The 25,145-nt window shown below is 59.4% G+C and carries 25 protein-coding genes; 14 read left to right on the top strand and 11 right to left on the bottom strand.

From position 1 onward, the window contains the following. Nucleotides 1–11: 11 nt before the first annotated feature. From AC193Q_RS17435 to trpE, 5 genes are all read left to right on the top strand, one after another. Complete coding sequence (locus tag AC193Q_RS17435; protein WP_041070101.1) at nt 12–836, top strand: ABC transporter permease; 825 nt, start codon at nt 12–14, stop codon at nt 834–836. Nucleotides 837–1,055: 219 nt separating this feature from the next. Continuing rightward, nucleotides 1,056–2,204, top strand: a complete 1,149-nt coding sequence (locus tag AC193Q_RS17430; RefSeq protein WP_047296965.1) for an iron-containing alcohol dehydrogenase — start codon at nt 1,056–1,058, stop codon at nt 2,202–2,204. Nucleotides 2,205–2,284: 80 nt separating this feature from the next. Then, complete coding sequence (rpe, locus tag AC193Q_RS17425; protein WP_003228808.1) at nt 2,285–2,959, top strand: ribulose-phosphate 3-epimerase; 675 nt, start codon at nt 2,285–2,287, stop codon at nt 2,957–2,959. After that, nucleotides 2,956–3,774 carry a phosphoglycolate phosphatase gene (locus AC193Q_RS17420; protein WP_047296963.1) on the top strand — a complete coding sequence of 273 codons (819 nt, stop codon included), beginning with the start codon at nt 2,956–2,958 and terminating at the stop codon, nt 3,772–3,774. The genes rpe and AC193Q_RS17420 overlap by 4 nt, the downstream gene beginning before the upstream one ends. Before the next feature lie 71 nt (nt 3,775–3,845). Continuing rightward, the gene (trpE, locus tag AC193Q_RS17415; protein WP_041070110.1) at nt 3,846–5,327 is read left to right on the top strand and encodes an anthranilate synthase component I; all 1,482 of its coding nucleotides are present in this window, start codon (nt 3,846–3,848) and stop codon (nt 5,325–5,327) included. Nucleotides 5,328–5,446: 119 nt separating this feature from the next. Here the strand turns inward: trpE and estP are convergent, their stop codons facing one another. Further along, nucleotides 5,447–7,357, bottom strand: a complete 1,911-nt coding sequence (gene estP, locus AC193Q_RS17410; protein WP_041070114.1) for an esterase EstP — start codon at nt 7,355–7,357, stop codon at nt 5,447–5,449. 407 nt (nt 7,358–7,764) lie between these two features. On the opposite strand from estP, the gene AC193Q_RS17405 reads away from it, so the two are divergent. From AC193Q_RS17405 to AC193Q_RS17390, 4 genes are all read left to right on the top strand, one after another. Continuing rightward, entirely contained in the window at nt 7,765–8,358 is a 594-nt protein-coding gene (locus tag AC193Q_RS17405) for an aminodeoxychorismate/anthranilate synthase component II (protein WP_047296959.1), read from the top strand. 8 nt (nt 8,359–8,366) lie between these two features. Continuing rightward, nucleotides 8,367–9,416: an anthranilate phosphoribosyltransferase gene (gene trpD / locus AC193Q_RS17400; RefSeq protein ID WP_047296957.1), complete on the top strand. Its 1,050-nt coding sequence runs from the start codon at nt 8,367–8,369 to the stop codon at nt 9,414–9,416. Continuing rightward, on the top strand, nt 9,413–10,249 hold the full coding sequence (gene trpC / locus AC193Q_RS17395) for an indole-3-glycerol phosphate synthase TrpC (protein ID WP_041070123.1): 837 nt from the start codon (nt 9,413–9,415) through the stop codon (nt 10,247–10,249). Before trpD ends, trpC begins: the two co-directional genes overlap by 4 nt. A 125-nt stretch (nt 10,250–10,374) precedes the next feature. Continuing rightward, nucleotides 10,375–11,076 carry a lipoate--protein ligase family protein gene (locus AC193Q_RS17390; protein WP_095668181.1) on the top strand — a complete coding sequence of 234 codons (702 nt, stop codon included), beginning with the start codon at nt 10,375–10,377 and terminating at the stop codon, nt 11,074–11,076. Between the two features lie 10 nt (nt 11,077–11,086). On the opposite strand, the gene crp is transcribed toward AC193Q_RS17390, so the two are convergent. Continuing rightward, complete coding sequence (gene crp / locus AC193Q_RS17385; RefSeq protein WP_007966430.1) at nt 11,087–11,731, bottom strand: cAMP-activated global transcriptional regulator CRP; 645 nt, start codon at nt 11,729–11,731, stop codon at nt 11,087–11,089. Between the two features lie 239 nt (nt 11,732–11,970). Here crp and AC193Q_RS17380 point away from each other — a divergent pair, with 239 nt between their 5' ends. Together AC193Q_RS17380 and speD are read left to right on the top strand one after the other, a co-directional pair. Continuing rightward, nucleotides 11,971–12,393: an OsmC family protein gene (locus tag AC193Q_RS17380; protein ID WP_016772921.1), complete on the top strand. Its 423-nt coding sequence runs from the start codon at nt 11,971–11,973 to the stop codon at nt 12,391–12,393. 237 nt (nt 12,394–12,630) lie between these two features. Beyond that, the gene (speD, locus tag AC193Q_RS17375) at nt 12,631–13,425 is read left to right on the top strand and encodes an adenosylmethionine decarboxylase (RefSeq protein ID WP_047296949.1); all 795 of its coding nucleotides are present in this window, start codon (nt 12,631–12,633) and stop codon (nt 13,423–13,425) included. A gap of 39 nt (nt 13,426–13,464) precedes the next feature. Here speD and AC193Q_RS17370 read toward each other — a convergent pair. The 7 genes from AC193Q_RS17370 to hemJ all read right to left on the bottom strand — a co-directional run bounded on the left by AC193Q_RS17370 (nt 13,465) and on the right by hemJ (nt 19,419). Further along, nucleotides 13,465–14,690 (bottom strand): IS3 family transposase gene (locus AC193Q_RS17370; protein ID WP_483878632.1). Its coding sequence is split into 2 segments (ribosomal slippage): nt 13,465–14,339 and nt 14,339–14,690, totalling 1,227 coding nucleotides; the frame shifts between segments, so codons are not numbered across the junction. A 164-nt stretch (nt 14,691–14,854) separates the two neighbouring features. Beyond that, on the bottom strand, nt 14,855–15,502 hold the full coding sequence (gene coq7, locus AC193Q_RS17365) for a 2-polyprenyl-3-methyl-6-methoxy-1,4-benzoquinone monooxygenase (protein ID WP_041070133.1): 648 nt from the start codon (nt 15,500–15,502) through the stop codon (nt 14,855–14,857). A gap of 188 nt (nt 15,503–15,690) precedes the next feature. Next, on the bottom strand, nt 15,691–16,029 hold the full coding sequence (locus AC193Q_RS17360) for a histidine triad nucleotide-binding protein (RefSeq protein WP_003228789.1): 339 nt from the start codon (nt 16,027–16,029) through the stop codon (nt 15,691–15,693). An 80-nt stretch (nt 16,030–16,109) separates the two neighbouring features. Next, entirely contained in the window at nt 16,110–16,898 is a 789-nt protein-coding gene (locus AC193Q_RS17355) for an SDR family NAD(P)-dependent oxidoreductase (RefSeq protein ID WP_041070136.1), read from the bottom strand. A gap of 61 nt (nt 16,899–16,959) precedes the next feature. Then, the gene (locus AC193Q_RS17350; RefSeq protein ID WP_121187470.1) at nt 16,960–17,907 is read right to left on the bottom strand and encodes a DUF805 domain-containing protein; all 948 of its coding nucleotides are present in this window, start codon (nt 17,905–17,907) and stop codon (nt 16,960–16,962) included. A 79-nt stretch (nt 17,908–17,986) separates the two neighbouring features. Then, on the bottom strand, nt 17,987–18,955 hold the full coding sequence (locus tag AC193Q_RS17345; protein WP_121187467.1) for an NAD(P)H-dependent flavin oxidoreductase: 969 nt from the start codon (nt 18,953–18,955) through the stop codon (nt 17,987–17,989). A gap of 35 nt (nt 18,956–18,990) precedes the next feature. Next, nucleotides 18,991–19,419 carry a protoporphyrinogen oxidase HemJ gene (hemJ, locus tag AC193Q_RS17340; protein WP_047296943.1) on the bottom strand — a complete coding sequence of 143 codons (429 nt, stop codon included), beginning with the start codon at nt 19,417–19,419 and terminating at the stop codon, nt 18,991–18,993. 134 nt (nt 19,420–19,553) lie between these two features. Here hemJ and argC point away from each other — a divergent pair, with 134 nt between their 5' ends. Continuing rightward, nucleotides 19,554–20,588 carry an N-acetyl-gamma-glutamyl-phosphate reductase gene (argC, locus tag AC193Q_RS17335; RefSeq protein ID WP_047296942.1) on the top strand — a complete coding sequence of 345 codons (1,035 nt, stop codon included), beginning with the start codon at nt 19,554–19,556 and terminating at the stop codon, nt 20,586–20,588. A 168-nt stretch (nt 20,589–20,756) separates the two neighbouring features. Then, on the top strand, nt 20,757–21,107 hold the full coding sequence (gene erpA / locus AC193Q_RS17330; RefSeq protein ID WP_003228776.1) for an iron-sulfur cluster insertion protein ErpA: 351 nt from the start codon (nt 20,757–20,759) through the stop codon (nt 21,105–21,107). Nucleotides 21,108–21,182: 75 nt separating this feature from the next. Here the strand turns inward: erpA and AC193Q_RS17325 are convergent, their stop codons facing one another. Continuing rightward, entirely contained in the window at nt 21,183–22,274 is a 1,092-nt protein-coding gene (locus AC193Q_RS17325; protein ID WP_121187465.1) for an anhydro-N-acetylmuramic acid kinase, read from the bottom strand. Between the two features lie 3 nt (nt 22,275–22,277). After that, the gene (locus AC193Q_RS17320) at nt 22,278–23,702 is read right to left on the bottom strand and encodes a peptidoglycan DD-metalloendopeptidase family protein (RefSeq protein WP_121187462.1); all 1,425 of its coding nucleotides are present in this window, start codon (nt 23,700–23,702) and stop codon (nt 22,278–22,280) included. A gap of 212 nt (nt 23,703–23,914) precedes the next feature. On the opposite strand from AC193Q_RS17320, the gene tyrS reads away from it, so the two are divergent. Next, nucleotides 23,915–25,114, top strand: a complete 1,200-nt coding sequence (gene tyrS, locus AC193Q_RS17315) for a tyrosine--tRNA ligase (protein WP_047296939.1) — start codon at nt 23,915–23,917, stop codon at nt 25,112–25,114. The last annotated feature ends 31 nt before the right edge of the window (nt 25,115–25,145 follow it).

Below are 25,145 nucleotides of genomic sequence, written 5' to 3'. Positions count from 1 at the left end.
GGGAGTTTGAAATGCTGAGTCCTTACATGTCGCCCATTGAACGGGTGTGGTTCTACAGCTTGCGGATCCTCTGCGGCCTGATCCTGCTGTTCCTGATCCTGCCGGTGCTGGTCATCGTGCCGCTGTCGTTCAACTCGGGCAGTTTCCTGGTGTATCCGCTGCAAGGTTTCTCGCTGCACTGGTATCAGGATTTCTTCGCCTCGGCGGAATGGATGCGCTCGCTGAAGAACAGCATCATCGTCGCCCCCGCCGCGACCGTGCTGGCGATGGTTTTCGGCACCCTGGCCGCGATCGGCCTGACCCGCGGCGATTTCCCCGGCAAGGCGCTGGTGATGGCGCTGGTGATTTCGCCGATGGTGGTGCCGGTGGTGATCATTGGTGTGGCGAGTTACCTGTTCTTCGCGCCGCTGGGGCTGGGTAACAGCTTCTTCTCGCTGATCGTGGTGCACGCGGTGCTCGGCGTGCCGTTCGTGATCATCACTGTGTCGGCAACGCTGCAAGGGTTCAACCACAACCTGGTACGGGCGGCGGCCAGCCTAGGGGCTTCGCCATTGACCACGTTCCGCCGGGTGACTCTGCCGCTGATCGCACCGGGGGTGATTTCCGGGGCGCTGTTCGCCTTCGCCACGTCGTTCGATGAAGTGGTGGTGACGCTGTTCCTCGCCGGCCCCGAGCAAGCGACGCTGCCCCGGCAGATGTTCAGCGGGATTCGCGAGAACCTCAGCCCGACGATTGCTGCTGCGGCAACCTTGCTGATCGCGTTCTCCGTCATCCTGTTGCTGACCCTTGAATGGCTGCGTGGGCGCAGCGAAAAACTACGTACCGCTCAGGTCTGACGCTGATCCCCTGTAGGAGCTGCCGAAGGCTGCGATCTTTTGATCTGGCTTTTTAAGATCAAAATCAAAAGATCGCAGCCTTCGGCAGCTCCTACATAGGAATGTTCGTGCGTACAGAAAATCTATGTGTGGTTGTCATTCATGGGGTGAATGGCAGACAACCCGGTTTCCCCAACTACGCTTGTGCTCAGCTCCCACATCTATAAGAGGCTGCGCACGATGAGTCTGTCCCAGTTCAAAATTGCTCACAAACTGATCACCGGCGCCGGGGCCATTGAGCAACTGGCAGCGGAACTCACCCGCCTCGATATCGACAACCCGCTGATTGTCACCGACGCCGCGCTGGTCAAATCCGGCACTGTGGAACTGGCGCTGTGCCAATTGGGCGGGCGCGAGTACGAGATTTTTGATCGAGTGCTGCCGGACCCGGAAATCGCCATTGTCGAAGATTGCATGCGCGTGTACCGCGAGGGCGGGCATGACGGTTTGATCGGCCTCGGTGGCGGCAGTGCCATCGATATCGCCAAGAGTGTCGCCGCGTATGCCGGGTACCACGGCGCGCTGGAAGACCTGTTCGGCGTCGATCAGGTGCCGCGCAAAGGCCCGCCGCTGATCGCCATCCCGACCACCGCTGGCACCGGTTCGGAAGTGACCAACGTCGCCATCCTCTCAGACAAGGTCGCGCAACTGAAGAAAGGCATCGTCAGCGACTACCTGTTACCGGATGTGGCGCTGGTCAGTCCGCAGATGACCCTGACCTGCCCGCGCAGCGTCACCGCCGCCAGTGGTGTTGATGCGCTGGTGCACGCCATCGAATCCTATCTGTCGGTCAATGCCTCGCCAATTACCGACTCACTGGCCATCGGCGCAATCAAGTTGATCGCCAAAGCCCTGCCCAAGGCCTACGCCAATGGCGCCAATCTCCAGGCCCGTGAAGACATGGCCACCGCCAGCCTGATGGCCGGCATGGCGTTCGGCAATGCCGGGGTCGGCGCGGTGCATGCGTTGGCGTATCCGCTGGGCGGGCGTTTCAACATCGCCCACGGCGTCAGTAACGCGTTGTTGCTGCCGTATGTCATGACCTGGAACAAGATGGCCTGCGTCGAGCGCATGCAGGATATCGCCGAAGCCATGGGAGTGAAGACCGCTCATTTGAGCGCCACCGAGGCGGCGGACAAAGCCGTGCAGGCGATGACCGAGTTGTGCGCGGCGGTGGAAATTCCCGCCGGGCTGCGCAGTTTTGGCGTCCCGCAAGAGGCGATCCCGGCCATGGCCGTGGAGGCCGCGGGAATCGAGCGTCTGATGCGCAACAACCCGCGCAAGCTCAGCGCTGCGGATATCGAGAAGATCTACCGAGCGGCGTACTGATCATCGCGGTCACGGTGCGCGCACGGAAACTTGAGGTATACAATGCGCGCCATCGTGATTTAGCTCAGAAAAGGTGCGTCATGCAGCCCTTCGTAATTGCTCCGTCGATTCTCTCTGCCGACTTCGCCCGCCTCGGCGAGGAAGTGGACAACGTTCTGGCCGCCGGTGCCGACTTCGTTCACTTCGATGTCATGGACAACCACTACGTGCCGAACCTGACCATCGGCCCGATGGTCTGCGCCGCATTGCGCAAGTACGGCATCACCGCGCCGATCGACGCGCACCTGATGGTCAGCCCGGTGGATCGCATTGTCGGCGACTTCATCGAGGCCGGCGCCACCTACATCACCTTCCACCCGGAAGCCACGCTGCACGTCGATCGTTCGCTGCAACTGATCCGTGAAGGCGGCTGCAAATCCGGCCTGGTGTTCAACCCGGCGACCCCGCTGGACGTGCTCAAGTACGTGATCGACAAGGTCGACATGGTCTTGCTGATGAGCGTCAACCCGGGCTTTGGCGGGCAGAAGTTCATCCCCGGCACCCTCGACAAACTGCGCGAAGCGCGGGCGATCATCGATGCCTCGGGGCGTGATATCCGTCTGGAAATCGATGGCGGCGTCAACGTCAACAATATCCGCGAAATCGCGGCCGCTGGCGCTGACACCTTTGTGGCCGGTTCGGCGATCTTCAATGCGCCGAACTATCAGGAAGTCATCGACAAGATGCGTTCCGAACTGGCGCTGGCCCGCCCATGAGCGGTTTTGAGCAGCTGTTCCCGGGGCAACTGCCACGGTTGGTGATGTTCGATCTGGATGGCACGCTGATCGACTCGGTTCCCGACCTGGCGGCGGCGGTGGACACCATGCTGCTCTCCCTCGGCCGCAAGCCTGCCGGCATCGAGGCGGTACGCGAGTGGGTCGGTAACGGCGCACCGGTGCTGGTGCGCCGGGCGCTGGCCGGCGGCATCGATCATTCGGCGGTGGATGACGTCGAGGCCGAGCACGCGCTGGAAGTGTTCATGGAGGCCTATGGCGCGAGCCACGAGTTGACCGTGGTCTATCCCGGCGTGCGCGACACCCTCAAGTGGCTGCACAAGCAGGGCGTGGCCATGGCACTGATCACCAACAAGCCGGAGCGTTTCGTCGCGCCGCTGCTGGACCAGATGAAGATCGGCCGCTACTTTAAGTGGATCATCGGCGGCGATACCCTGCCGCAGAAGAAGCCTGATCCGGCCGCGCTGTTCTTCGTGATGAAGATGGCCAACATCCCGGCCTCGCAATCGCTGTTCGTCGGCGACTCGCGCAGCGACGTGCTGGCGGCGAAGGCGGCGGGGGTCAAGTGCGTGGCGCTGAGCTACGGCTACAACCATGGCCGGCCGATTGCCGAAGAATCCCCGGCACTGGTGATCGACGATCTGCGCAAGCTAATTCCCGGTTGCCTCGGTACAGCCGCTGAGATAACGTTGCCCGACGCATCTCAATCCCATTCTGGAAACGCCATCGTGGTGGTCACCCGCAAACTCTGGATGAAAGTCATCAAGGCCCTGGCCCGCTGGCGTTGGCGCGCCTGACGGGTTCCTGGCCGGCTTGCCGGCGCGTTTGCACACCTGACTGATTTGCCCCTCACACCACGAGGCACCCCATGATCCGCGAAGAATTCCTGCGCCTGGCCGCTGACGGCTACAACCGCATTCCGTTGGCCTGCGAAACCCTGGCCGACTTCGACACGCCGCTGTCGATCTACCTGAAACTGGCCGACCAGCCCAACTCCTACCTGCTCGAATCGGTGCAGGGCGGCGAGAAATGGGGCCGTTACTCGATCATCGGCCTGCCGTGCCGCACCGTACTGCGGGTGCACGACCATCACGTAAGCATCACCGTCGATGGCGTCGAGACCGAAAGCCATGACGTCGAAGACCCGCTGGCCTTCGTCGAAACCTTCAAGGCCCGCTACAACGTGCCGACCATTGCCGGTCTGCCGCGTTTCAACGGTGGCCTGGTCGGTTATTTCGGTTATGACTGCGTGCGCTATGTCGAGAAGCGTCTGGGCAAATGCCCGAACCCGGATCCGCTGGGCGTGCCGGACATTCTGCTGATGGTGTCCGATGCGGTAGTGGTGTTCGACAACCTCGCCGGCAAGATGCACGCGATTGTCCTCGCCGACCCGGCGCACGCCGATGCTTACGAGCAGGGTCAGGCGCAATTGCAGGCACTGCTGGAGAAACTGCGCCAGCCGATCACCCCGCGCCGTGGCCTGGATTTCAGCAAGCAACAAGCGGCTGATCCGCTGTTCCGCTCCAGTTTCACCCAGAGCGACTACGAAAAAGCCGTCGACACCATCAAGGAATACATCCTCGCAGGCGACTGCATGCAAGTGGTGCCGTCGCAGCGCATGTCGATCGACTTCAAGGCCGCGCCGATCGATCTGTACCGCGCCCTGCGTTGCTTCAACCCGACGCCGTACATGTACTTCTTCAACTTCGGCGACTTCCACGTCGTCGGCAGTTCGCCGGAAGTGCTGGTGCGGGTCGAAGACAACCTGATCACCGTGCGCCCGATCGCCGGCACTCGTCCACGCGGAGCTACCGAAGAGGCGGATCTGGCGCTGGAAGAGGATCTGCTGTCGGACGACAAAGAGATCGCCGAACACTTGATGCTGATCGACCTCGGTCGTAACGACACCGGTCGTGTCTCGGAAATCGGTTCGGTGAAGCTCACCGAGAAAATGGTCATCGAGCGTTATTCCAACGTGATGCACATCGTCTCCAACGTCACCGGCCAATTGAAGGCCGGGCTGACCGCGATGGACGCGCTGCGGGCGATTCTGCCGGCGGGCACCTTGTCTGGCGCACCGAAGATCCGTGCGATGGAAATTATCGACGAACTGGAGCCGGTCAAGCGTGGCGTGTATGGCGGTGCGGTCGGTTACTTCGCCTGGAACGGCAACATGGACACCGCGATTGCGATTCGTACCGCGGTGATCAAGAACGGCGAACTGCACGTGCAGGCCGGTGGCGGCATCGTGGCCGACTCCGTGCCGGCGCTGGAATGGGAAGAAACCCTGAACAAGCGCCGCGCGATGTTCCGCGCCGTGGCCCTGGCTGAGCAGACTCCGGACGCCTGACCCACATGGGCTTTATGGTCAGGCATAAAAAACGCGACACCCGTAAGGGCGCCGCGTTTTTTGTACCTGCCAAGCCCCTGTAGGAGCTGGCGCAGCCTGCGATCTTTTGCTTTTCCGCCTCAGAAATCGAGACTGACCCCGACGTTCACCCCTTGCTGGGTAAAGTCATCATCCTTGCGCACGTTGTAGCTGGCGCGCAACGCCAAATCCTGCGTGAGCTTGTGGCTCACGCCCAGGTTCAGGCGATTGAGGTTGGTCTGCGGCTCGTAGCCTTCGAGCGTGAAGCGGTTGTTCGGCAAGCTGTTGAGGTTGATGGTCAGATCCTGGCGATCGTCGTTGTACTCACGTTCGTGAGCGAACTCGCCGAACACTTCGGTCTGCGCCGTGATCTGGTACTTGCCCTGGATACCCAGGCCCAGACGCCGCGAGTTGCGCGACTGGTCATCGAAGGTCAGCGCGGTGGAATCCGCGCCTTTTTCCGAGTAACCGTCGACCTCGACCTTGCCAAAATCGGCGCTGACGAACGGCGACAGGTGCCACGGGCTGCTGGCCTGCTGTGCGATGTCGTAGCCGATACGGCCGCTGATCGCCAGCACGTAGCCATCGGTATCGCCTTTCTCCCCGCGCTCGTTGACCCCGAGTTGGAATTTACGCTTGAGGCTGTCGTAGTCGAGTTTGCCGGCGGTCATTGCCAGATCGCCCCACCAGCGGTTTTGTTGATACTGGGCGAACGCGGTGCCCATGTAGGAGTTGAGTTTGTATTCCGAATCGGCGTCGCCGGCCTCGAGTTTCTGGTTATAGAAACCAGCGGCCAATCCGACACGCCAGGCGTCGTTGACGCGATAGCTGCCGCCGATGTTCAGGTTGTAGCCGTTGCCGTCGGCACTGGCGGCGCTGTGCTGGCCGTCGAAGTCCTGATGCTGTCCGCCACCGGCGACGATAGCGCGCCATTGGCCCACGGCCTGCCAGTTTTCCCAGTCGGCCAGCCATTGATTGCGCAGTTCATCCTGATGCGCGCGCAACGAACCTTGGGCCATTTCCGGCAGCAGGGTCAGTTCCCACGGGGCGGCGAGCAGCGAGTAGGCGTAGTCGGCAATCAGGCGCTGGCCAGCTTCGGTGGGGTGCACCGAGTCGTTGTAGATCAGCTTGGTCGGATCCGGCGTGGCGCTGTTGATGCCGTATCGGGCGTTCTCGGTGCAACTGTTGCCGCTGAAGCAGGTGGCCGTCAGGTTCTGGTCGGTCGCGAGGCCGAACTGCGCCGGGTTGGCGAACGCTTCTTTGAGCAGCACCGGAATGTTCAGTGGAATGATTTCGGCGTTGATGCCCTGCAACTGGCTGACCAGTTCGGTGTTGAATTGGGCGCTGAGCTGCGAGGTGAAGCTCTGCAGCGGTGAGCCGTTGATCGCCGGGGTCAGGCCGATGTCTGGCAGCAGCCAGACCATGATGTATTTGGCGCCGGCACCTTGCAGCGTGCGCACGCTGTCGGCCAGTCGGTCGGCCGCCGAGCTGGCCTGATCGAGGCTGAGCACGCGGCCCTGAAGGAAGTCGTTGCCGCCCCCGGACAGGTAATACAGCGCGTTCGGATCAGCGCGGAAGCCATTCGACGGCAGGTAACCGCTGCGCGTGCGTTCACCGGTGGCGGACTGGGTGGTGATCGAGTCGAGGATCTGGTCGGTACGGTAACCACCCACCGCCCAGTTGTTGCCATCGGCCAGACCTTCACCGGCACGCACGGCCGAGGACGAGGAGGCGGTCTGATCCGGGCTGAAACCGAGTTTGCCGCCGATGATCTGGGTGGCGTTGAGGTCGCGGTTTTCCCCGGTGCCATCCTTGTACAACGGGCCGGTGCGGTTGGTGTAGCGCTGCGTGGCGCCGGCCGGGCCGCCGGTGTCCCTGAAGGTACCAGCGTCGTTGAGGCTGTCACCGAACACGATGAAGTTCGAATAGGGCGCGGGTGCCGCGTAGGCCTGGGCGCAAGCCATGGCGAGCAGGCAACCGGCGAGCGGTACAAACAACGTCTGTTTGATCATGAGCAAGTCCGTTTATTTATTGTTGTAGGTGAACGAAACGACAGTACCAAAAACTCCCGGCGTTTTGCCATCGGTCGCGAAGCCTCCCATAGTTTTGTCCCCCGTCAGCCCCGCCATATTGCACGCTCTGCCCAGCTAAGTTACTGTGCCGGAACGTATAAACGAGACCTTCCCCGTGTTGATCGTCAGCAAACTTCTGGATCAAGTCATCAAGGCACACGCCCGTTGGCGTTGGCGCGCCTGAATCTTTTCTGCCGGCCCGGCCGGATCTGTATCGCTTTGCCTTCCTCGCCCGTTTGAAATGCCGCTGTGCCGACGCTCTCTGTGCGTCCGACATCGTGCAGCGCCCTGCGGGCAAGTCATCTGAAGGCTGTCTTCAAGTCAGAATTCAAGAGGTTCGAAACGCCATGTTGCTGATGATCGACAACTACGACTCCTTTACTTACAACGTTGTGCAATACCTCGGCGAGCTGGGTGCCGAGGTCAAAGTGGTGCGCAACGACGAACTGACTGTCGCCGAAATCGAAGCGCTCAACCCCGAGCGCATCGTGGTTTCGCCAGGTCCGTGCACGCCGACTGAAGCCGGCATCTCCATCGAAGCCATCAAATACTTCGCCGGCAAACTGCCAATCCTCGGCGTCTGCCTCGGCCATCAATCGATTGGCCAGGCGTTCGGTGGCGATGTGGTGCGCGCCCGTCAGGTGATGCACGGTAAGACTAGTCCGGTATTCCACGAGGACAAGGGCGTTTTCGCCGGTCTGAATCATCCGCTGACGGTTACCCGTTACCACTCGCTGATCGTCAAGCACGGTACTTTGCCCGATTGCCTGGAGCTGACCGCGTGGACGCAGCACGATGACGGCAGCGTCGATGAAATCATGGGCCTGCGGCACAAGACCCTGAACATCGAGGGCGTACAGTTCCACCCCGAGTCGATCCTCACCGAGCAGGGTCATGAACTGTTTGCCAACTTCCTCAAACAAACCGGCGGCACGCGCTAAGGACTCCCATGAACATCAAGACAGCCCTGAGCCGTATCGTCGAACACCTCGACCTCAGTACCGAAGAAATGCGCGACGTGATGCGCGAAATCATGACCGGGCAATGCACCGACGCACAGATCGGCGCATTCATGATGGCCATGCGCATGAAGAGCGAGAGCATCGATGAAATCGTCGGCGCCGTGTCGGTGATGCGTGAGCTGGCCGACCAGGTCGAACTCAAGACCCTCGACGGCGTGGTCGATGTAGTCGGCACCGGCGGTGACGGTGCGAACATCTTCAACGTATCGACGGCTTCGGCGTTCGTTGTCGCGGCAGCCGGTTGTACCGTGGCCAAGCACGGTAACCGTGCGGTGTCGGGCAAGAGCGGCAGCGCCGACTTGCTGGAGGCGGCCGGTATCTATCTGAACCTGACCCCGGTGCAGGTTGCCCGTTGCATCGACAACGTCGGCATCGGTTTCATGTTTGCCCAGACTCACCACAAAGCGATGAAGTACGCCGCCGGCCCACGCCGCGATCTTGGCCTGCGTACGCTGTTCAACATGCTCGGCCCGCTTACGAATCCGGCCGGTGTGAAACATCAGGTGGTGGGCGTGTTCACTCCAGCGCTGTGCCGGCCATTGGCCGAAGTCTTGCAGCGGCTTGGCAGCAAGCACGTGCTGGTGGTGCATTCGAAGGATGGCCTGGACGAGTTCAGCCTTGCCGCGCCGACCTTCGTCGCTGAGCTGAAAAACAACGAGATCACAGAGTATTGGGTCGAGCCGGAAGATCTGGGCATGAAGAGCCAGAGCCTGCACGGTCTGTCGGTCGAAGGCCCGGAAGCGTCGCTGGCGCTGATCCGCGATGCGCTGGGCAAGCGCAAGACCGAGAGCGGCCAGAAAGCTGCGGAAATGATCGTGCTCAATGCCGGTGCGGCGCTGTATGCCGCCGACCTGGCGACCAGTCTCAAAGAAGGCGTGGCGCTCGCGCACGACGCCCTGCACACCGGTCTCGCTCGGGAAAAACTCGAGGAGTTGGGTGCCTTTACCGCGGTATTCAAAGTGGAGAATGAGGGATGAGTGTACCGACGGTTCTGGAAAACATTCTGGCGCGCAAAGTCCAGGAAGTCGCCGAGCGCAGCGCTCGCGTCAGCCTGAGCGAGCTGGAAAGTCTGGCCAAGGCGGCCGATGCACCCCGTGGTTTTGCCCAGGCATTGCTGGCGCAGGCCAAGAAGAAGCAACCGGCGGTGATCGCCGAAATCAAGAAGGCTTCGCCGAGCAAAGGCGTGATACGCGAGAACTTCGTGCCTGCCGATATCGCCAAGAGCTACGAGAAGGGCGGGGCGACCTGTCTTTCGGTGCTGACCGATATCGACTACTTCCAGGGCGCTGATATCTACCTGCAACAGGCCCGCGCCGCGTGCAAATTGCCGGTGATCCGCAAAGACTTCATGATCGATCCGTACCAGATCGTCGAAGCCCGTGCGCTGGGCGCCGACTGCGTGCTGTTGATCGTCTCCGCACTGGACGACGTAAAAATGGCCGAGCTGGCCTCGGTGGCCAAGGGTGTCGGTCTCGATGTGCTGGTGGAAGTGCACGACGGCGATGAGCTGGAGCGCGCACTGAAAACCCTCGACACGCCACTGGTCGGGGTCAATAACCGCAACCTGCACACGTTCGACGTCAGCCTGGAAACCACCCTCGACCTGTTGCCGCGCATTCCGCGCGACCGATTGGTGATCACCGAGAGTGGCATCCTCAACCGTGCCGATGTCGAGCTGATGGAAATCAGCGATGTGTATGCCTTTCTGGTGGGCGAAGCGTTCATGCGCGCGGAAAGCCCGGGCACCGAACTGCAACGCCTGTTCTTCCCGGAACGCGGCGTACCGGTCAGTGGTTCGACCCTCGACTGATCGAGTCGACCTCATTCGCGAGCAGGCTCGCTCCCATATTGGAATGCATTTCCCCTGTGGGAGCGAGCCTGCTCGCGAAAAGGCCCTCAAAATCCCTAAAGATTCCAGATCTGCCGGAGCCCTCCATGTCGCTGCCCACCTTCATGACCATCGAGGCCGGCCTGCAAGCCGAACAAGACTTGCTCGCTTCCGTCTGCGCCGGCGACGCCGAATTCGGCCTGCTGTTCTGGCAACCCAGCGATAACGCCCTGGTCATGCCGCGCCGCCTTAATCGTCTGCCCGGTTTTGATCACGCCTGCGAAGTCTCCGCGACTGCCGGTTGGCCAGTATTGCTGCGGGAAACCGGCGGTGAACCGGTCCCGCAGTCCTCCTCAACGATCAACATCGCACTGGTCTACGCTCCGCCCCGCAGCGAGGGCGATCTGAATCGCATCGAAACTGGCTATCGGCGTCTGTGCGATCCAATCTGTGAGTTGCTGGATGAGTTGGGCGGCACATCGTCGTTGGGCGAAATCGACGGTGCGTTCTGTGACGGCCGCTTCAACGTCAATCTCGACGGCCGCAAGATGGTCGGCACTGCTCAACGCTGGCGCCAGAGTCAGGGCGGTCAGCGTCCGGTGGGGTTGGTGCACGGGGCGATGTTGATCGATAACGAGCGCGAATCGATGGTCGCGGCGGTCAATCGCTTCAACGAGGCTTGCGGTCTGGAGCAGCGAGTGCGGGCTGAAAGCCACATTGCCCTGCATGAGAAGTTCGTCGCGCCAAATGCTTTGGCGCGTCTGGATGAGCTGTTTCGACGGATGCTGGCGCAGGTCTACAGCGCCTGAGCTTGCGCGCTTAGCGGGTGCCGAAGACCACCATGGTCTTGCCTTTCACATCGACCAGGTTGCGTTCCTCAAGATCCTTGAGCACGCGGCCGACCATTTCCCGCGAACAACCGACAATTCGTCCGATTTCCTGACGGGTCACCTTGATCTGCATGCCGTCCGGGTGGGTCATTGCGTCAGGCTGTTTGCACAACTCCAGCAGGCAACGGGCAACGCGACCGGTGACGTCGAAGAACGCCAGGTCGCCGACCTTGCGCGTGGTATTGCGCAGACGTTGTGCGATTTGTCCGCTGAGGACGTAAAGAATGTCGGGATCCTGCTGTGACAGTTCGCGGAACTTCACATAGCTGATTTCGGCGATTTCACATTCAACCTTGGCCCGCACCCAGGCGCTGCGTTGTTGTTCCTGACCCGCTTGTTCGAACAAACCCAGTTCGCCAAAGAAATCCCCGGCGTTGAGGTAGGCAATGATCATTTCGCGGCCGTCGTCATCTTCAATCAGGATCGTGACCGAACCCTTGATGATGAAGTACAGCGTGTCCGAGCGATCGCCGGCGCAGATGATGTTGCTTTTGGCCGCATGGCGACGGCGTTGGCAATGCATCAACAGTTTGTCGAGGTTTTTGATTTTGGGTGTGGGGGTAATAGCAACCATGGTTGTATCCCGAAAAGACTGCACGGTGATGTTTGATTTTTATATGAGGCGCTGAAGGCGGTCGCTACACAGGCTGACAATTGGCGCCAGCGAATTGGCGCCAGCTTACCAGACACTTCGTCGAAAATTCGAGAAATTACCTACGCAGCTTAGGCATCTTTCCCAGGAACGCCGGGCGCTGTCAGAGCAAAGGCCTGTGCTAAGCTGGCGACCCTTTTTTCTACAGTGGAGTCTTGGCGATGAAGGCACGCATCCAATGGGCTGGCGAAGCCATGTTCCTCGGCGAATCCGGTAGCGGTCATGTCGTGGTGATGGACGGTCCGCCCGACGCCGGTGGTCGTAACCTGGGTGTTCGCCCGATGGAAATGCTTCTGCTGGGCGTGGGTGGTTGCAGCAACTTCGACGTGGTGAGCATCCTGAAGAAGTCGCGTCAGGCGGTTGAAAGCTGCGAAGCGTTCCTTGACGCCGAGCGCGCGACCGAAGACCCGAAGGTGTTCACCAAGATCCACATGCACTTCGTGGTCAAGGGCCGAGGCCTGAAAGAAGCCCAGGTCAAACGCGCCATCGAACTGTCTGCCGAGAAGTATTGCTCGGCCTCGATCATGCTCGGCGCGGCCGGCGTGGCGATCACTCACGATTATGAAATCGTCGAACTCGGTTGAACCGACATTCAACTATCATAAAAGCAGTGCAGACTCTGGCGATCCCTCGCTGACGTCTGCATAATGCGCCACTTTTTTCAGGGCAGTGATCGGTCAGCCGACGGATCATCCGCCTGAACAGATAACCAAAATCGCCATCGCGAAGAGGTGTTAACCGTCCTACGCAGGTGCGTTGTTCGCACTTGACGGGCATGCTTGATCACGCGGCTGCGCCGCATACATAGAGAGTTTTTAACGGTGAAAAGCAAACTCAAGCTCCACGGGTTCAACAACCTGACAAAGACCTTGAGCTTCAACATCTATGACATCTGCTACGCGGAAACCCCGCAAGACCAGCAGGCTTACGTCGAGTACATCAATCAAGAGTACAACGCCGAACGCCTGACGCAGATCCTCACGGAAGTTGTCGAAATCATTGGTGCCAACATTCTGAACATCGCGAGTCAGAACTATGAGCCTCAGGGTGCCAGCGTCACGATTCTGATCTCGGAAGAGCCGGTGACCCCGACTGACAGCCAGATCGAGGAGTCCCCGGGCCCATTGCCCGAAATCATCCTTGCCCACCTCGACAAGAGCCACATCACGGTGCATACCTATCCGGAAATCCATCCGGACGCCGGTATTGCGACGTTCCGTGTGGACATCGACGTGTCGACCTGTGGTGTCATTTCACCGCTTAAAGCGCTCAACTTCCTCATTCACCAGTTCGATTCGGACATCGTGACTGTGGATTACCGTGTGCGCGGTTTCACCCGTGACGTTGAAGGCAACAAGCACTTCATCGACCACGAGATCAACTCGATCCAGAACTACCTTTCCGAAGACACCCGCGACGCGTACCAGATGACCGACGTGAACGTGTACCAGGAAAACCTGTTCCACACCAAAATGCTGCTGAAGAACTTCGAGCTGGATAACTACCTGTTCGGCGACGCCACCAGCAACCTGTCCGCTGAACAGCGGGCACAGGTAACTGAACGTGTGAAACACGAAATGCTGGAAATCTTCTACGCGCGCAACATGCCGGCGTAAGATTCCCGTGTCTAGTCCTGAAATAGGTTTACACCTGTTTCACCCTAACGCCCGATGCACTTCATCGGGCGTTTTGTATTTTAAGGACAGGTGAGGGCGCTCCTGGTTGTAGATCAAGATCGCCTCCCGCACCATTTGCTCCGCTTGCGCCAAGTCTGTCGGCCGGTGGAGCAAGAGCTCTGTCTTCAAGATGCCGTTGACCCGCTCTGCCAAGGCGTTTTGGTAGCAGTCGTAGCCATCAGTCATTGAGCACGTAATGCCATGCTTGGCATGGAGCTTTTGATAAAGCGCCGAGCAGTACTGCACACCTCGATCTGAGTGATGAACCAGTTTCTGACATGTTCGACGCGTCTTCACAGCCATGCGCAAGGCTTGAGCCACCGAGTCGGCATGTAAGCTGCCATGCACGTGATAGCCGACTATTTTTCTCGAGAAGGCATCCGTCACCAGACTCAAATAGACCGGATCGTCACGCTTGGTAGACAGATAAGTGATATCGGCTACCCAAACCTGTTCCGGACCGGTAGCGACAACTTGCGACGAGCCTGGTTTGAGCAGATTGGGATGGCAGCGGAAGTGATGATGACTGTCGGTCGTTTTGTGATAAGCCCGCTTCCTGCGGACCAGTTGGCGGAAATCACGCAAGACCGCCAATAACCGATCGCGGCCGACATGCAGCTCCTGTTTCTCACGCTCCGCGTGCATCAGTGAGTGCAATTTGCGGGCGCCAATGCAGGGTTGGCGTACTCGGATTGTCTGCACAAACTGGATGAGTTTCTGATCTTGCTCGATGCGAGCCCGATAGACGCGATTACGTTTGTAAAAGGCTTGGCGACTAATCCCCATAAACTGGCAAGCCCTGCTGACACTCAGGGTTTGGGTCTGCGCAACGACTTGCCGGGCCGCTTTTTTACGACAGAGACGCCGTAGTCGTTCTTCAGTACATCCACCACGTCTTCAAAAAACTTGGCTTTCTGATTCGCCAGCGCCAACTGCTCCTCAAGCTCTTTGATTCTCTGCTCGGGAGTTAAGGGCAAAGTGGGCTCGTCCATCGATCGGTTCCTTTGGGAACGAATGGAGGCGCCTTGGCTCCAGTCTTGCCGACCATGCTTGCGTAACCAAACCAACACCGTCGACCGACCCTGAATTCCGTAGCGCCGTTGAGCCTCTTTATAACTCAACTCGCCTTTTTCGACTTGGTCGACAACCGACAATTTAAAAGTCAGCGTGTAATCGCGTTGACTGCGTTTTGCGCCCGAATCCATTGCACACTCCTGATAAGAAGCCAGAAGGTGTAAACCTTATTCAGGACGAGACACCGGGCACAAAAAAGGCGACTACTTTGCGGTAGTCGCCTTTTTTATTACCGAAACAGAGCCCTGTGGGAGCGAGCCTGCTCGCGAAGGGGCCCTCAGCAGCAATACCGATCTCAGATTCGATAAGTGCTCTTGGTCATCACCTTCGCCAACAGACTCATCCCGAACTTCACTGGCGCCGGAAAACGGAAACCGCCCGCATCCAGTGCGCTCTCCGCATGATGTTCTTCATCAATGCGCATCTGCTGCAAGATTGCCCGGGACTTCTCGTCTTCTGCCGGCAATTGCTCCAAGTGCTCGTTCAGGTGCTTGCACACTTGATGTTCGGTGGCTGCGACGAAGCCGAGGCTGACCTTGTCGCTGATCAGGCCGGCCACGGCGCCAATACCGAACGACATCCCGTAGAACAGCGGATTGAGTACGCTGGTGTGACTGCCCAGTTGATGGATGCGCTGCTCGCACCACACCAGATGGTCGATTTCCTCTTCGGCGGCGTGCTCCATGGCGGCACGCACCTGCGGCAACTTGGCGGTCAGCGCCTGACCTTGGTACAGCGCTTGGGCGCACACTTCACCAGTGTGGTTGATGCGCATCAGGCCGGCGACGTGGCGAGTGTCTTCATCGCTCATCTGCACTTCCGGCTGCACAATCGCTGGCGACGGACGGTACGGCTGACCACTGAAAGGCAGCAGAGTACGCATCGCGGCATCGGCTTGCAGCAGTAGACGGTCAATCGGCGAGTAGTGACGTTGGGTAGTCATGCTGACCTCCGGGAAAAATCTCGACCGCCAGTTTAACCGAATCGGCCGGGGAAGGTTTGCGCTGGGTCATCAGTCACACTGGATGTGCTTTTTGCTTTATGCAGGAGCTGCCGAAGACTGCGATCTTTTTGATACTCGAAGATCAAAAGATCGCAGCCTTCGGCAGCTCCTGCACAGGTTTGCTGATATCAGCCCGGCGGCCAGTTCATCTGGCGCTGACCGAGTACATGCATATGAATGTGATAGACGGTCTGCCCACCTTTTTCATTGCAGTTCATCACCACCCGGAAGCCTTCCTCGCAGCCCAGTTCCAGCGCCAGACGCTGGGCGGTGAACAGGATGTGCCCGGCCAGTGCCTTGTCGTCTTCGGTCAGGTCGTTGAGGGTGCGCACCGGTTTCTTCGGGATCACCAGAAAGTGCACCGGTGCCTGAGGGGCGATGTCGTGGAACGCCAGAACCTGGTCGTCCTCGTAAATGATCTTGGCCGGGATTTCCCGGTTAATGATCTTGGTGAACAGAGTATCCACTGCTGTTTTCTCCGTTGTGGGGGCTGGCCTGAGTGTACTCATGGGAAATGACCGCGCCCAGTGATTTGCCGTAGGACAGTTCAGCGCGGGCAGTAAGCCTTGTTGACCATGCCGACGAGGGTGCGATTGAGCCAGCGCGAGCCGAGGCGCGGCAGGAACGCCAGCCAGCGGTTGCGTCGTCCCGGGATAATGATTGCGCGGTTTTTCTCCAGCGCACGCACGGTGTACAGCGCGACTTCCTCGGGGCTCATCAGCAGTTTGCTGTCCTTGAGTTTGTCGCTGTTGAGCTGAGCGGTGCGGAAGAAAGCGGTGCGTGTCGGGCCGGGGCAGAGCACCGAAACCTTGACCGCGCTCTGTTTCAGTTCAACCCGCAGCGCCTCGGAGAAGTGCAGAACGTAAGCCTTGCTGGCGTAGTAAGTGCTCATCCACGGACCGGGATTGAACGCTGCCACTGAGGCGACGTTGAGGATCTGCCCGCCGCCCTGCAGCGCCATGCTGTTGCCGATGGCATGGCACAGACGGGTGAGGGCGAGGATGTTGACTTCGATCAGGTCCTGCTCGGTCATCCAGTCCTGGGCGAGGAATGGGCCGCAGGTGCCGATACCGGCGCAATTGACCAACAGATCGATCTGCCGGTCGCCTTCTTCCAGCTCCAGCAGGAAGCCGGACAGGCGCAATGGCTCGCCCAGATCGCAGGCGCGGAACAACACTTCCACGCCAAAGCGCTGGGTCAGTTCGATCGCGATACTTTCCAGCTGATCACGCTGGCGAGCCACCAGAATCAAGCTGCGGCCGCGTCGGGCCAGCGCTTCGGCCATGGCCAGGCCGATGCCGCTGGAGGCGCCGGTGATCAGAGCGTAACGGGTCATGCATTTCTCCATCGCAACAGCCCCGCGCCAGCGACGCAGGTGTCACGGCGGGGAGCGTTGTTCATTCTTTCGCAGAGTCTACAGGGGCCGGGGGCGCTTCGGCTGCATCGTCCACGGAATTCGCAGGTACAGTCTCGACCTCGACTTCATCGGTGGTGACCGAGCCGCTTTCATAGCTGCTCTCGAGGTTGCTTTCGTACTCCTGCTGAATCGCCGAGATACCGCCGAGCATGCCGCCGGCAAATACCAGGGCGAAGAACACGATCCACAACGAGCACAGCACTTTGACCGCGGTGCTGTTGGGCGGTGGCGGCGGGCCGTAGCGGTTGGCCCCGGTGTTGCCCGGCACGACCATGATCACCAGCGGGAAGAAGCTGCCCACGAACGGCACCAGATTCAGCAGCCAGAGCCAGCCGGACCAGCCGATGTCGTGCAGGCGCTGCACGCTGAACAGAATGCTGACAATGATGAAACCGAGGAACAGGAAGAACGCGAATAGCCCGCCGATGATCAGGCCGGTGGTGGTGTCGCCACTGACCAGTCCGAGCCCGATAAACGCGAATATCGCCACGATCGGCAGAGTCACCAGGCTCAGGACCATGCTCCAGGCCAGAAAGCGCAGGCGACCGATCCGGCCCTCGACGCTGAAGGGCTTGAGGGTGGCGAAGGCTGGCAGGTTTTCGCCGACGTTGGCCTGAGGGGGCGCATAAGGTGATGCGGAGTCGTTGAAGGTTGCCGGTTGCTCATGCACGTCCGACAGACTCAGTTCGATCGCCGTTTCGCTTTCGATCCGTGCATCGATCCCGGTCTTGTTCAGTGCTTGCAGATAGGTTTGCGCATCGCTGTAGGTCAGGTCGCGTTTGAGGGCGACGGTGCTGTCATTGAACAGGCGCTCTATGGCGGCGACATCGCTTTTGAACAGGGCCGCAAGATTGAGCTTGGCGGTGGTGAGATCGACACCGGGCTGTAGAGCTCCGGCGAAAACGATCTTGTAACGAGGTTCGCTCATGGCCGAGGCATCCTTGTCGCGAATTAATTGAGGGTCAGCAAGTGTAAGGCCAGTCACTCTAAGACTGGCCTGATTTTTCTCAGCGTGGCCAACGCTTCGGCAACTGCGCCGCACGCTCCAGCGCCTGACGGTATTCCGCGTCGAGCCGGGCGATCAACTGATCCACGCTCGGCAGGTCGTCAATCTGGCCAACGCCCTGGCCGGCCGACCACACGGTCTTCCAGGCCTTGGCTTCGTCGTTGATCGGTTTGAGCTTGTCACCGAAATTGACCTCGCCTTTGCCTTGCAGCGCGGCCATGTCGAAACCCGCAGCTTCCAGACTTTGGCGCATGAAGCTTGCGGGTACGCCAGAGACCGCAGGCGTATGAATGATGTCCGCCGCTTTGGCCGTCAGCAGCATGTCCTTGTAGGCGTCAGACGCATGACTTTCGGTGGTGCCGATAAATCGCGTGCCGAAGTAGGCCAGATCCGCGCCAAGCAGTTGTGCAGCCAAAATCTCATGGCCGTGGTTCAGACATCCGGCAAGCAGCAGGGTTTTATCGAAGAACTCGCGGATCTCGGCGATCAGCGCAAACGGACTCCAGGTGCCGGCATGGCCACCGGCACCCGCCGCAACCGCGATCAAACCGTCGACGCCGGCTTCGGCGGCTTTCTCGGCATGCCGGCGCGTGGTCACGTCGTGGAACACCAGGCCGCCGTAGCTGTGCACGGCATCGACCAGTTCCTTCACCGCACCGAGGCTGGTGATGACAATCGGCACCTTGTGCTCGACGCAGATGTTCAGATCCGCCTGCAAGCGCGGATTGCTGTTGTGCACGATCAGATTCACGGCATACGGCGCCGGGTTGTCCAGTGTCGCCAGGCCCGCTTCAATCTCCTCCAGCCAGGCCTTGAAACCGCTGCTTTCACGCTGGTTCAGCGCCGGGAAGCTGCCGACCACGCCGTTACGGCAGCAGGCGAGCACCAGTTCCGGGTTGGAGATCAGGAACATCGGCGCCGCCACTACCGGCAAGCGCAGACGTTGTTCGAGCAGAGCGGGCAGTGACATTGGAAATCCCCCGAGGTGTGATGCCTGTTATGAAATTAGAACGGCTTGACCACGACCAGAATTACGATAGCCAGCAATATCAGAACCGGCACTTCATTGAACCAGCGATAAAAGACATGGCTGCGGGTGTTCTCGCCACGGGCGAAGCGTTTTACCTGCGCGCCGCACATGTGGTGGTAGCCGATCAGCAGGACCACCAGGGTCAGCTTGGCGTGAATCCAGCCGCCCATGCTGAAGATGCCCGGATTGAGGTAGATCAGCCAGCCGCCGAAGATCAACGTGGCGATCATCGCCGGGCCCATGATGCCGCGATACAGCTTGCGTTCCATGAGGCTGAAGCGTTCCTTGCTGATCGTGTCTTCACTTTGTGCGTGATAAACGAACAGCCGTGGCAAGTAGAACAGCCCGGCAAACCAGCAGACGACGCTGACAATATGAAGCGCTTTGATCCATAGATAGAGCATTTTGGTTATTCCCAGGTTCACGGTAGCCGGGATAGTAGAGGCTTGAGCGTCCGCACGTCACCTTGATGGTTGTCGCAGGGCCGCGCGGCCCCTATTATCGACGGCTTTCCAGTGGGTTCGTTGAGGGCAGGTTTATGGTCAAGGTCGGTATCGTCGGCGGCACGGGTTACACCGGTGTCGAACTGCTGCGTCTGTTGGCACAGCATCCGCAGGCAGAAGTGGTGGTGATCACTTCCCGATCCGAGGCCGGTCTGGCCGTGGCTGACATGTACCCGAACCTGCGCGGTCACTACGACGGCCTGGCGTTCAGCGTGCCGGACATCAAAACCCTGGGCGCATGTGATGTGGTGTTCTTCGCCACCCCGCACGGCGTTGCTCATGCGTTGGCCGGTGAACTGTTGGCGGCGGGCACCAAGGTCATCGACCTGTCCGCGGACTTCCGTTTGCAGGACGCTGAAGAATGGGCCAAATGGTACGGCCAGCCACACGGCGCGCCCGAGTTGCTGGACGAGGCGGTCTACGGCCTGCCGGAAGTCAATCGCGAGCAGATCAAAAAAGCGCGTCTGATCGCTGTGCCGGGTTGCTACCCAACCGCTACGCAGTTGGGTTTCCTGCCGCTGCTTGAAGCGGGTCTGGCTGACACTTCGCGGCTGATCGCCGACTGCAAATCAGGTGTCAGCGGTGCCGGTCGCGGCGCATCTGTAGGCTCGCTGTACTCTGAGACCTCGGAAAGCATGAAGGCTTATGCGGTCAAAGGTCACCGTCATTTGCCGGAAATTCGCCAGGGTCTGCGTCGCGCTGCGGGCAAGGATGTCGGTCTGACCTTCGTTCCGCACCTGACGCCGATGATCCGTGGTATTCACTCCACGCTCTACGCGACCGTGGTTGATCGTTCGGTGGATCTGCAGGCTCTGTTCGAAAAGCGTTATGCCAACGAGCCGTTCGTCGATGTGATGCCGGCCGGCAGCCATCCGGAAACTCGCAGCGTGCGTGGTGCCAACGTCTGCCGCATCGCCGTGCACCGCCCGCAGGATGGCGATCTGGTGGTGGTGCTGTCGGTGATCGACAACCTGGTCAAAGGCGCGTCGGGTCAGGCGGTGCAGAACATGAACATCCTGTTCGGGCTGGATGAGCGTTTCGGCCTGTCCCACGCCGGTATGCTGCCGTAACACGTTCGTCAACACAGCAAAAAGGCCCGTCAACCGGGCCTTTTTGCATTCTGGGCAGTTGGTCGGGTTTATTGATATACCGTAACAATAGTTGACCGATTTTCTAGGACAAGCGGATAATGCGCGTCATCACGCATTATGGCGGCGTAACGCCGGGAGATAGTCAGCATGAGCGTCGAATCCTTCACCCCCACGGCTTTGCAATTCACTCAAGGTGCTGCGCACAAAGTGAAGAGCCTGGTCGATGAAGAGGGGAATGATCGCTTGAAGCTGCGCGTATTCGTTACGGGCGGCGGTTGTTCAGGGTTTCAGTACGGCTTCACCTTCGATGAAGATGTGGCCGAGGACGACACCATCGTCGAGCGCGAAGGCGTGAGCCTGGTGGTGGATCCGATGAGCTTCCAGTATCTGGCGGGTGCCGAAGTGGATTACCAGGAAGGTCTGGAAGGTTCGCGCTTCGTGATCAAGAACCCGAACGCCACCACTACTTGTGGTTGCGGCTCTTCGTTCTCGATCTGATCGCGCCTCGCTGCACACAACAAAACGCCGCAGAGCCTTACGGTTCTGCGGCGTTTTTTGTTGCCGGCGTTTTGCTCAGTTGGGGTAGATGGCGCCGAGTACCCGCAGGCCTTTGGCGCCAGTGACGCTCGGGCGGTTGGCGGCAATGCCTTCGAGGCAGCAATGAGCAAGCCAGGCGAAGGCCATGGCCTCGACCCAGTCCGGATCGACACCGTGAGTCGCGGTGCTGGCGACGATAGCGTTCGGCAGCAGATCGGCGAGACGCTTCATCAGCGTGGCGTTATGAGCGCCGCCGCCGCAGACCAGCATTTCCCGGGTATCGGCTTGAGCGCTTTGCAGCGACTCGACGATGGTCAGTGCCGTCAGTTCCAGCAATGTTGCCTGGACGTTTTCAGCAGCAAAGGTCGGCAGTCTGGACAGGTGTTGTTGCAGCCACGGCAGGTTGAATACTTCGCGGCCGGTGCTCTTCGGGCCCTTTGTGACAAAGAACGGGTCGCTGAGCAGCGCTGACAGCAAGGCGGGCTCTACCGTACCGCTGGCTGCCCACTGACCGGCGCGATCATAATTCTCACCGCGTTGCTGATGAATCCAGGCATCCATCAGCACATTTCCGGGGCCGCAGTCGAAACCGGCTACAGGCCGCGTCGGCTCTATCAGGCTCAGATTGCTGAAACCGCCGACATTCAAGACTGCACGGTTACCGCTACGCTCTTCGAACAAAGCTTCATGGAAGGCTGGCACCAGCGGCGCGCCTTGGCCGCCGGCAGCCACGTCGCGGCTGCGGAAGTCGCTGACCACGGTGATACCGGTCAGCTCCGTGAGTAGCGCAGGATTGCCGATCTGTACGGTGAAGCCGCGAGCGGGCTCATGGCGAATGGTCTGGCCGTGGCTGCCGATTGCACGAATGGCGTCGGGCTTGAGCTGCTGCTGATCGAGGAGGGTATGGATGCCCTGCGCGGCGAGTTTCACCCAGTGCTGTTGGGCGATCGCCGAGCGTGCGATCTCGTCGGGGCCGCTGGCGCACAAGCCAAGCAGCTCGGCGCGCAGGGATTCAGGCATGGGGATGTAGTGCGTGGCGATCAGTTTGATCGCCGAGGTTTGCTCGATCAGGGCGATGTCCAGCCCGTCGAGACTGGTGCCGGACATCACGCCTATATAAAGCGCCATGGCTTAGCGCTTGCTCGAAGCCAGCATGGTGGCCTTCTCTTGATCCATGCGCGCCATCAGCGGCTGGCTCTGCGCAAGGAAGCGTGCGCGTTCGGACTTGGCGATCGGATCCGCCATTGGCAGCTTCTGGCCCAATGGGTCGACGTGAACACCGTTGACCTGGAACTCATAGTGCAAGTGCGGGCCGGTGGACAGACCGGTAGTCCCGATATAACCGATCACCTGACCCTGCTTGACGTTACCGCCGGTCTTCACGCCCTTGGCGAAACCCTGCATGTGGCCATACAAGGTGCGGTAGGTGTTGCCGTGCTGGATGATCACCGTGTTGCCGTAGCCACCGCGGCGACCGGCCAACAGCACTTTGCCGTCGCCGGCAGCCTTGATCGGCGTGCCGCGTGGCGCTGCGTAATCGACGCCCTTGTGGGCGCGGATTTTGTTGAGGATCGGATGTTTGCGGCCCATGGAGAATTTGGAACTGATGCGGGCGAAGTCCACCGGGGTACGGATGAACGCTTTGCGCATGCTGTTGCCATCAGCGGTGTAATAGCTGCTGTTGCCTTGCTTGTTGGTGTAACGCACGGCGGTGTAAGTCTTGCCGCGGTTGGTGAAGCGCGCCGACAGAATCGGGCCATTACCGACGGCTTTGCCGTTAACCACTTTCTGCTCGTAGATCACGTCGAATTCGTCGCCCTGACGGATATCCTGAGCGAAGTCGACGTCGTAGCCAAATACGCTGGCCATGTCCATGGTCAGACTGTGGGACAGGCCTGCGCGGGCAGCGGATTGTGACAGGGAGCTATTGATCACGCCGTGCACGTAAGCCGTGCGAACAGTCGGTTTTGCGGTGACGCGGCTGAATGCATAGCCCTTGTCGTTCTTGGTCAGGGTGATGGTTTCAACGTCGCTGACTTTGCTGTGCAGGCTGGTCAGTTGGCCTTGCGGGTTCAGTTCGAACTCAAGCTTCTGGCCGTGCTTGAGCTGGCTGAATTGTTTGGCTTGCTTGTCGCTCGCCAGGACTTCATGCACGGCGGCGGCTGGCAGACCGACTTTCTCGAACAATGTAGAGAGCGTATCGCCTTTGGAGACAACGACTTCGCGGTGTCCTGGAGCTTTTGGCTTTTCGGCAACCGGAGCGGGCGCAGGTGCGGCTTCAGCGGCTTGCGGAGTGTCTTCGGTGCTGTTTTCGATCTGGGCGAAAGGTGAGGCTACTGGCTCATTTGTGGCTTGAACTGCGTCAGCAGCGTCTTGATCTTGTGTCAGTTGTTCAGCAGGACTTTCCAGTTCAAGGCTCAGGGTCGTCTTTTTGGCTTCAACATCACTGGAAGGGAATACCAGGAGCGCCAGGCTGAGAAGGGCGGCGATTCCACTTGCGGCGAGCAGGTGGGTCTTCGGGTAAAGCGGTGGCGCTTTAGACGGTTCAGTGGTCATAAGTATTTTTGACTTTGAAAAAAGATGAATTGGAAAAGATGAATGACATGATGAAGATGAAATAACTGTATAAAATATAACCAAATCATCCCCGAAGCAAGTCTACAGACACCCTGTCTGCAGATTGGTGTCCGTGCGCCGGGCAAAACTTGTAATTGGTGCACGATCTTGTATGGTTGGTTCCCTTTGAATCTGAGCCTTGCGGGTCTGTTATGAAGTCGGTTGAAGAGCAGCTAGCGCTGATTAAACGTGGTGCGGAAGAACTATTGGTCGAGTCCGAGCTGATCGAGAAGCTCAAGCGCGGCCAGCCGCTGCGTATCAAGGCTGGTTTCGATCCAACCGCCCCGGATCTGCACTTGGGTCACACCGTGCTTATTAATAAGCTGCGCCAGTTCCAGGAATTGGGGCATCAGGTGATTTTCCTCATTGGTGACTTCACTGGAATGATCGGTGATCCAAGCGGCAAGAGTGCGACTCGTCCTCCCTTGACTCGCGAGCAGGTTCTGGAAAACGCCGAAACGTACAAGACTCAAGTGTTCAAGATTCTTGATCCGGCGAAAACCGAAGTCGCATTCAACTCCACCTGGATGGATCAGATGGGGCCGGCGGACTTCATTCGTCTGACTTCGCAATACACCGTCGCGCGCATGCTAGAGCGTGATGACTTCGACAAGCGTTACACCACCAATCAGCCGATCGCTATTCATGAGTTCCTCTATCCGCTGGTTCAGGGTTATGACTCGGTTGCTCTGCGCGCGGATGTCGAGCTGGGCGGTACCGATCAGAAGTTCAACTTGCTGATGGGGCGAGAGCTGCAGCGTGGTTATGGTCAGGAAGCTCAGTGCATTCTGACCATGCCGTTGCTCGAGGGCCTGGATGGCGTGAAGAAGATGTCCAAGTCGTTGGGCAATTACGTCGGTATTCAGGAAGCGCCAGGTGTGATGTACGGCAAGCTTGTTTCGATTCCGGATGTGCTGATGTGGCGTTACTTTGAGCTGCTCAGCTTCCGTTCGATGGATGAGATCGATGCCTTCCGTGCGGATGTTGAGGCGGGGGCCAATCCGCGCGATATCAAGATCAAGCTGGCGGAAGAGATTGTTGCGCGTTTCCACGGTGAGGAGGCTGCGGCCAATGCTCATCGGGCTGCGGGTAATCGTATGAAGGATGGTGAGTTGCCGGATGATCTGCCGGAGATCGAGCTGGCCTCTGTTGAGGATATGCCAATTGCTGCTGTCCTTAATAAGGCGGGCTTGGTGAAGAACTCGGCGGCGGCGCGCGATCTGTTGGCTTCCGGTGGTGTGCGTGTCGATGGTGAGGTGGTTGATCGCTCCTTTATATATGTGCTGGGTGCGACTCACGTCTGTCAGGCCGGCAAGAAGGCGTTTGCGCGCATCACGCTGAAATCGGAATAAAGTTTGAAATAAGGGTTGACGGCGAATTTTA

It is taken from the genome of Pseudomonas sp. F2 (assembly GCF_057174385.1).
This window is presented reverse-complemented; position numbering and strand designations above follow the sequence as displayed.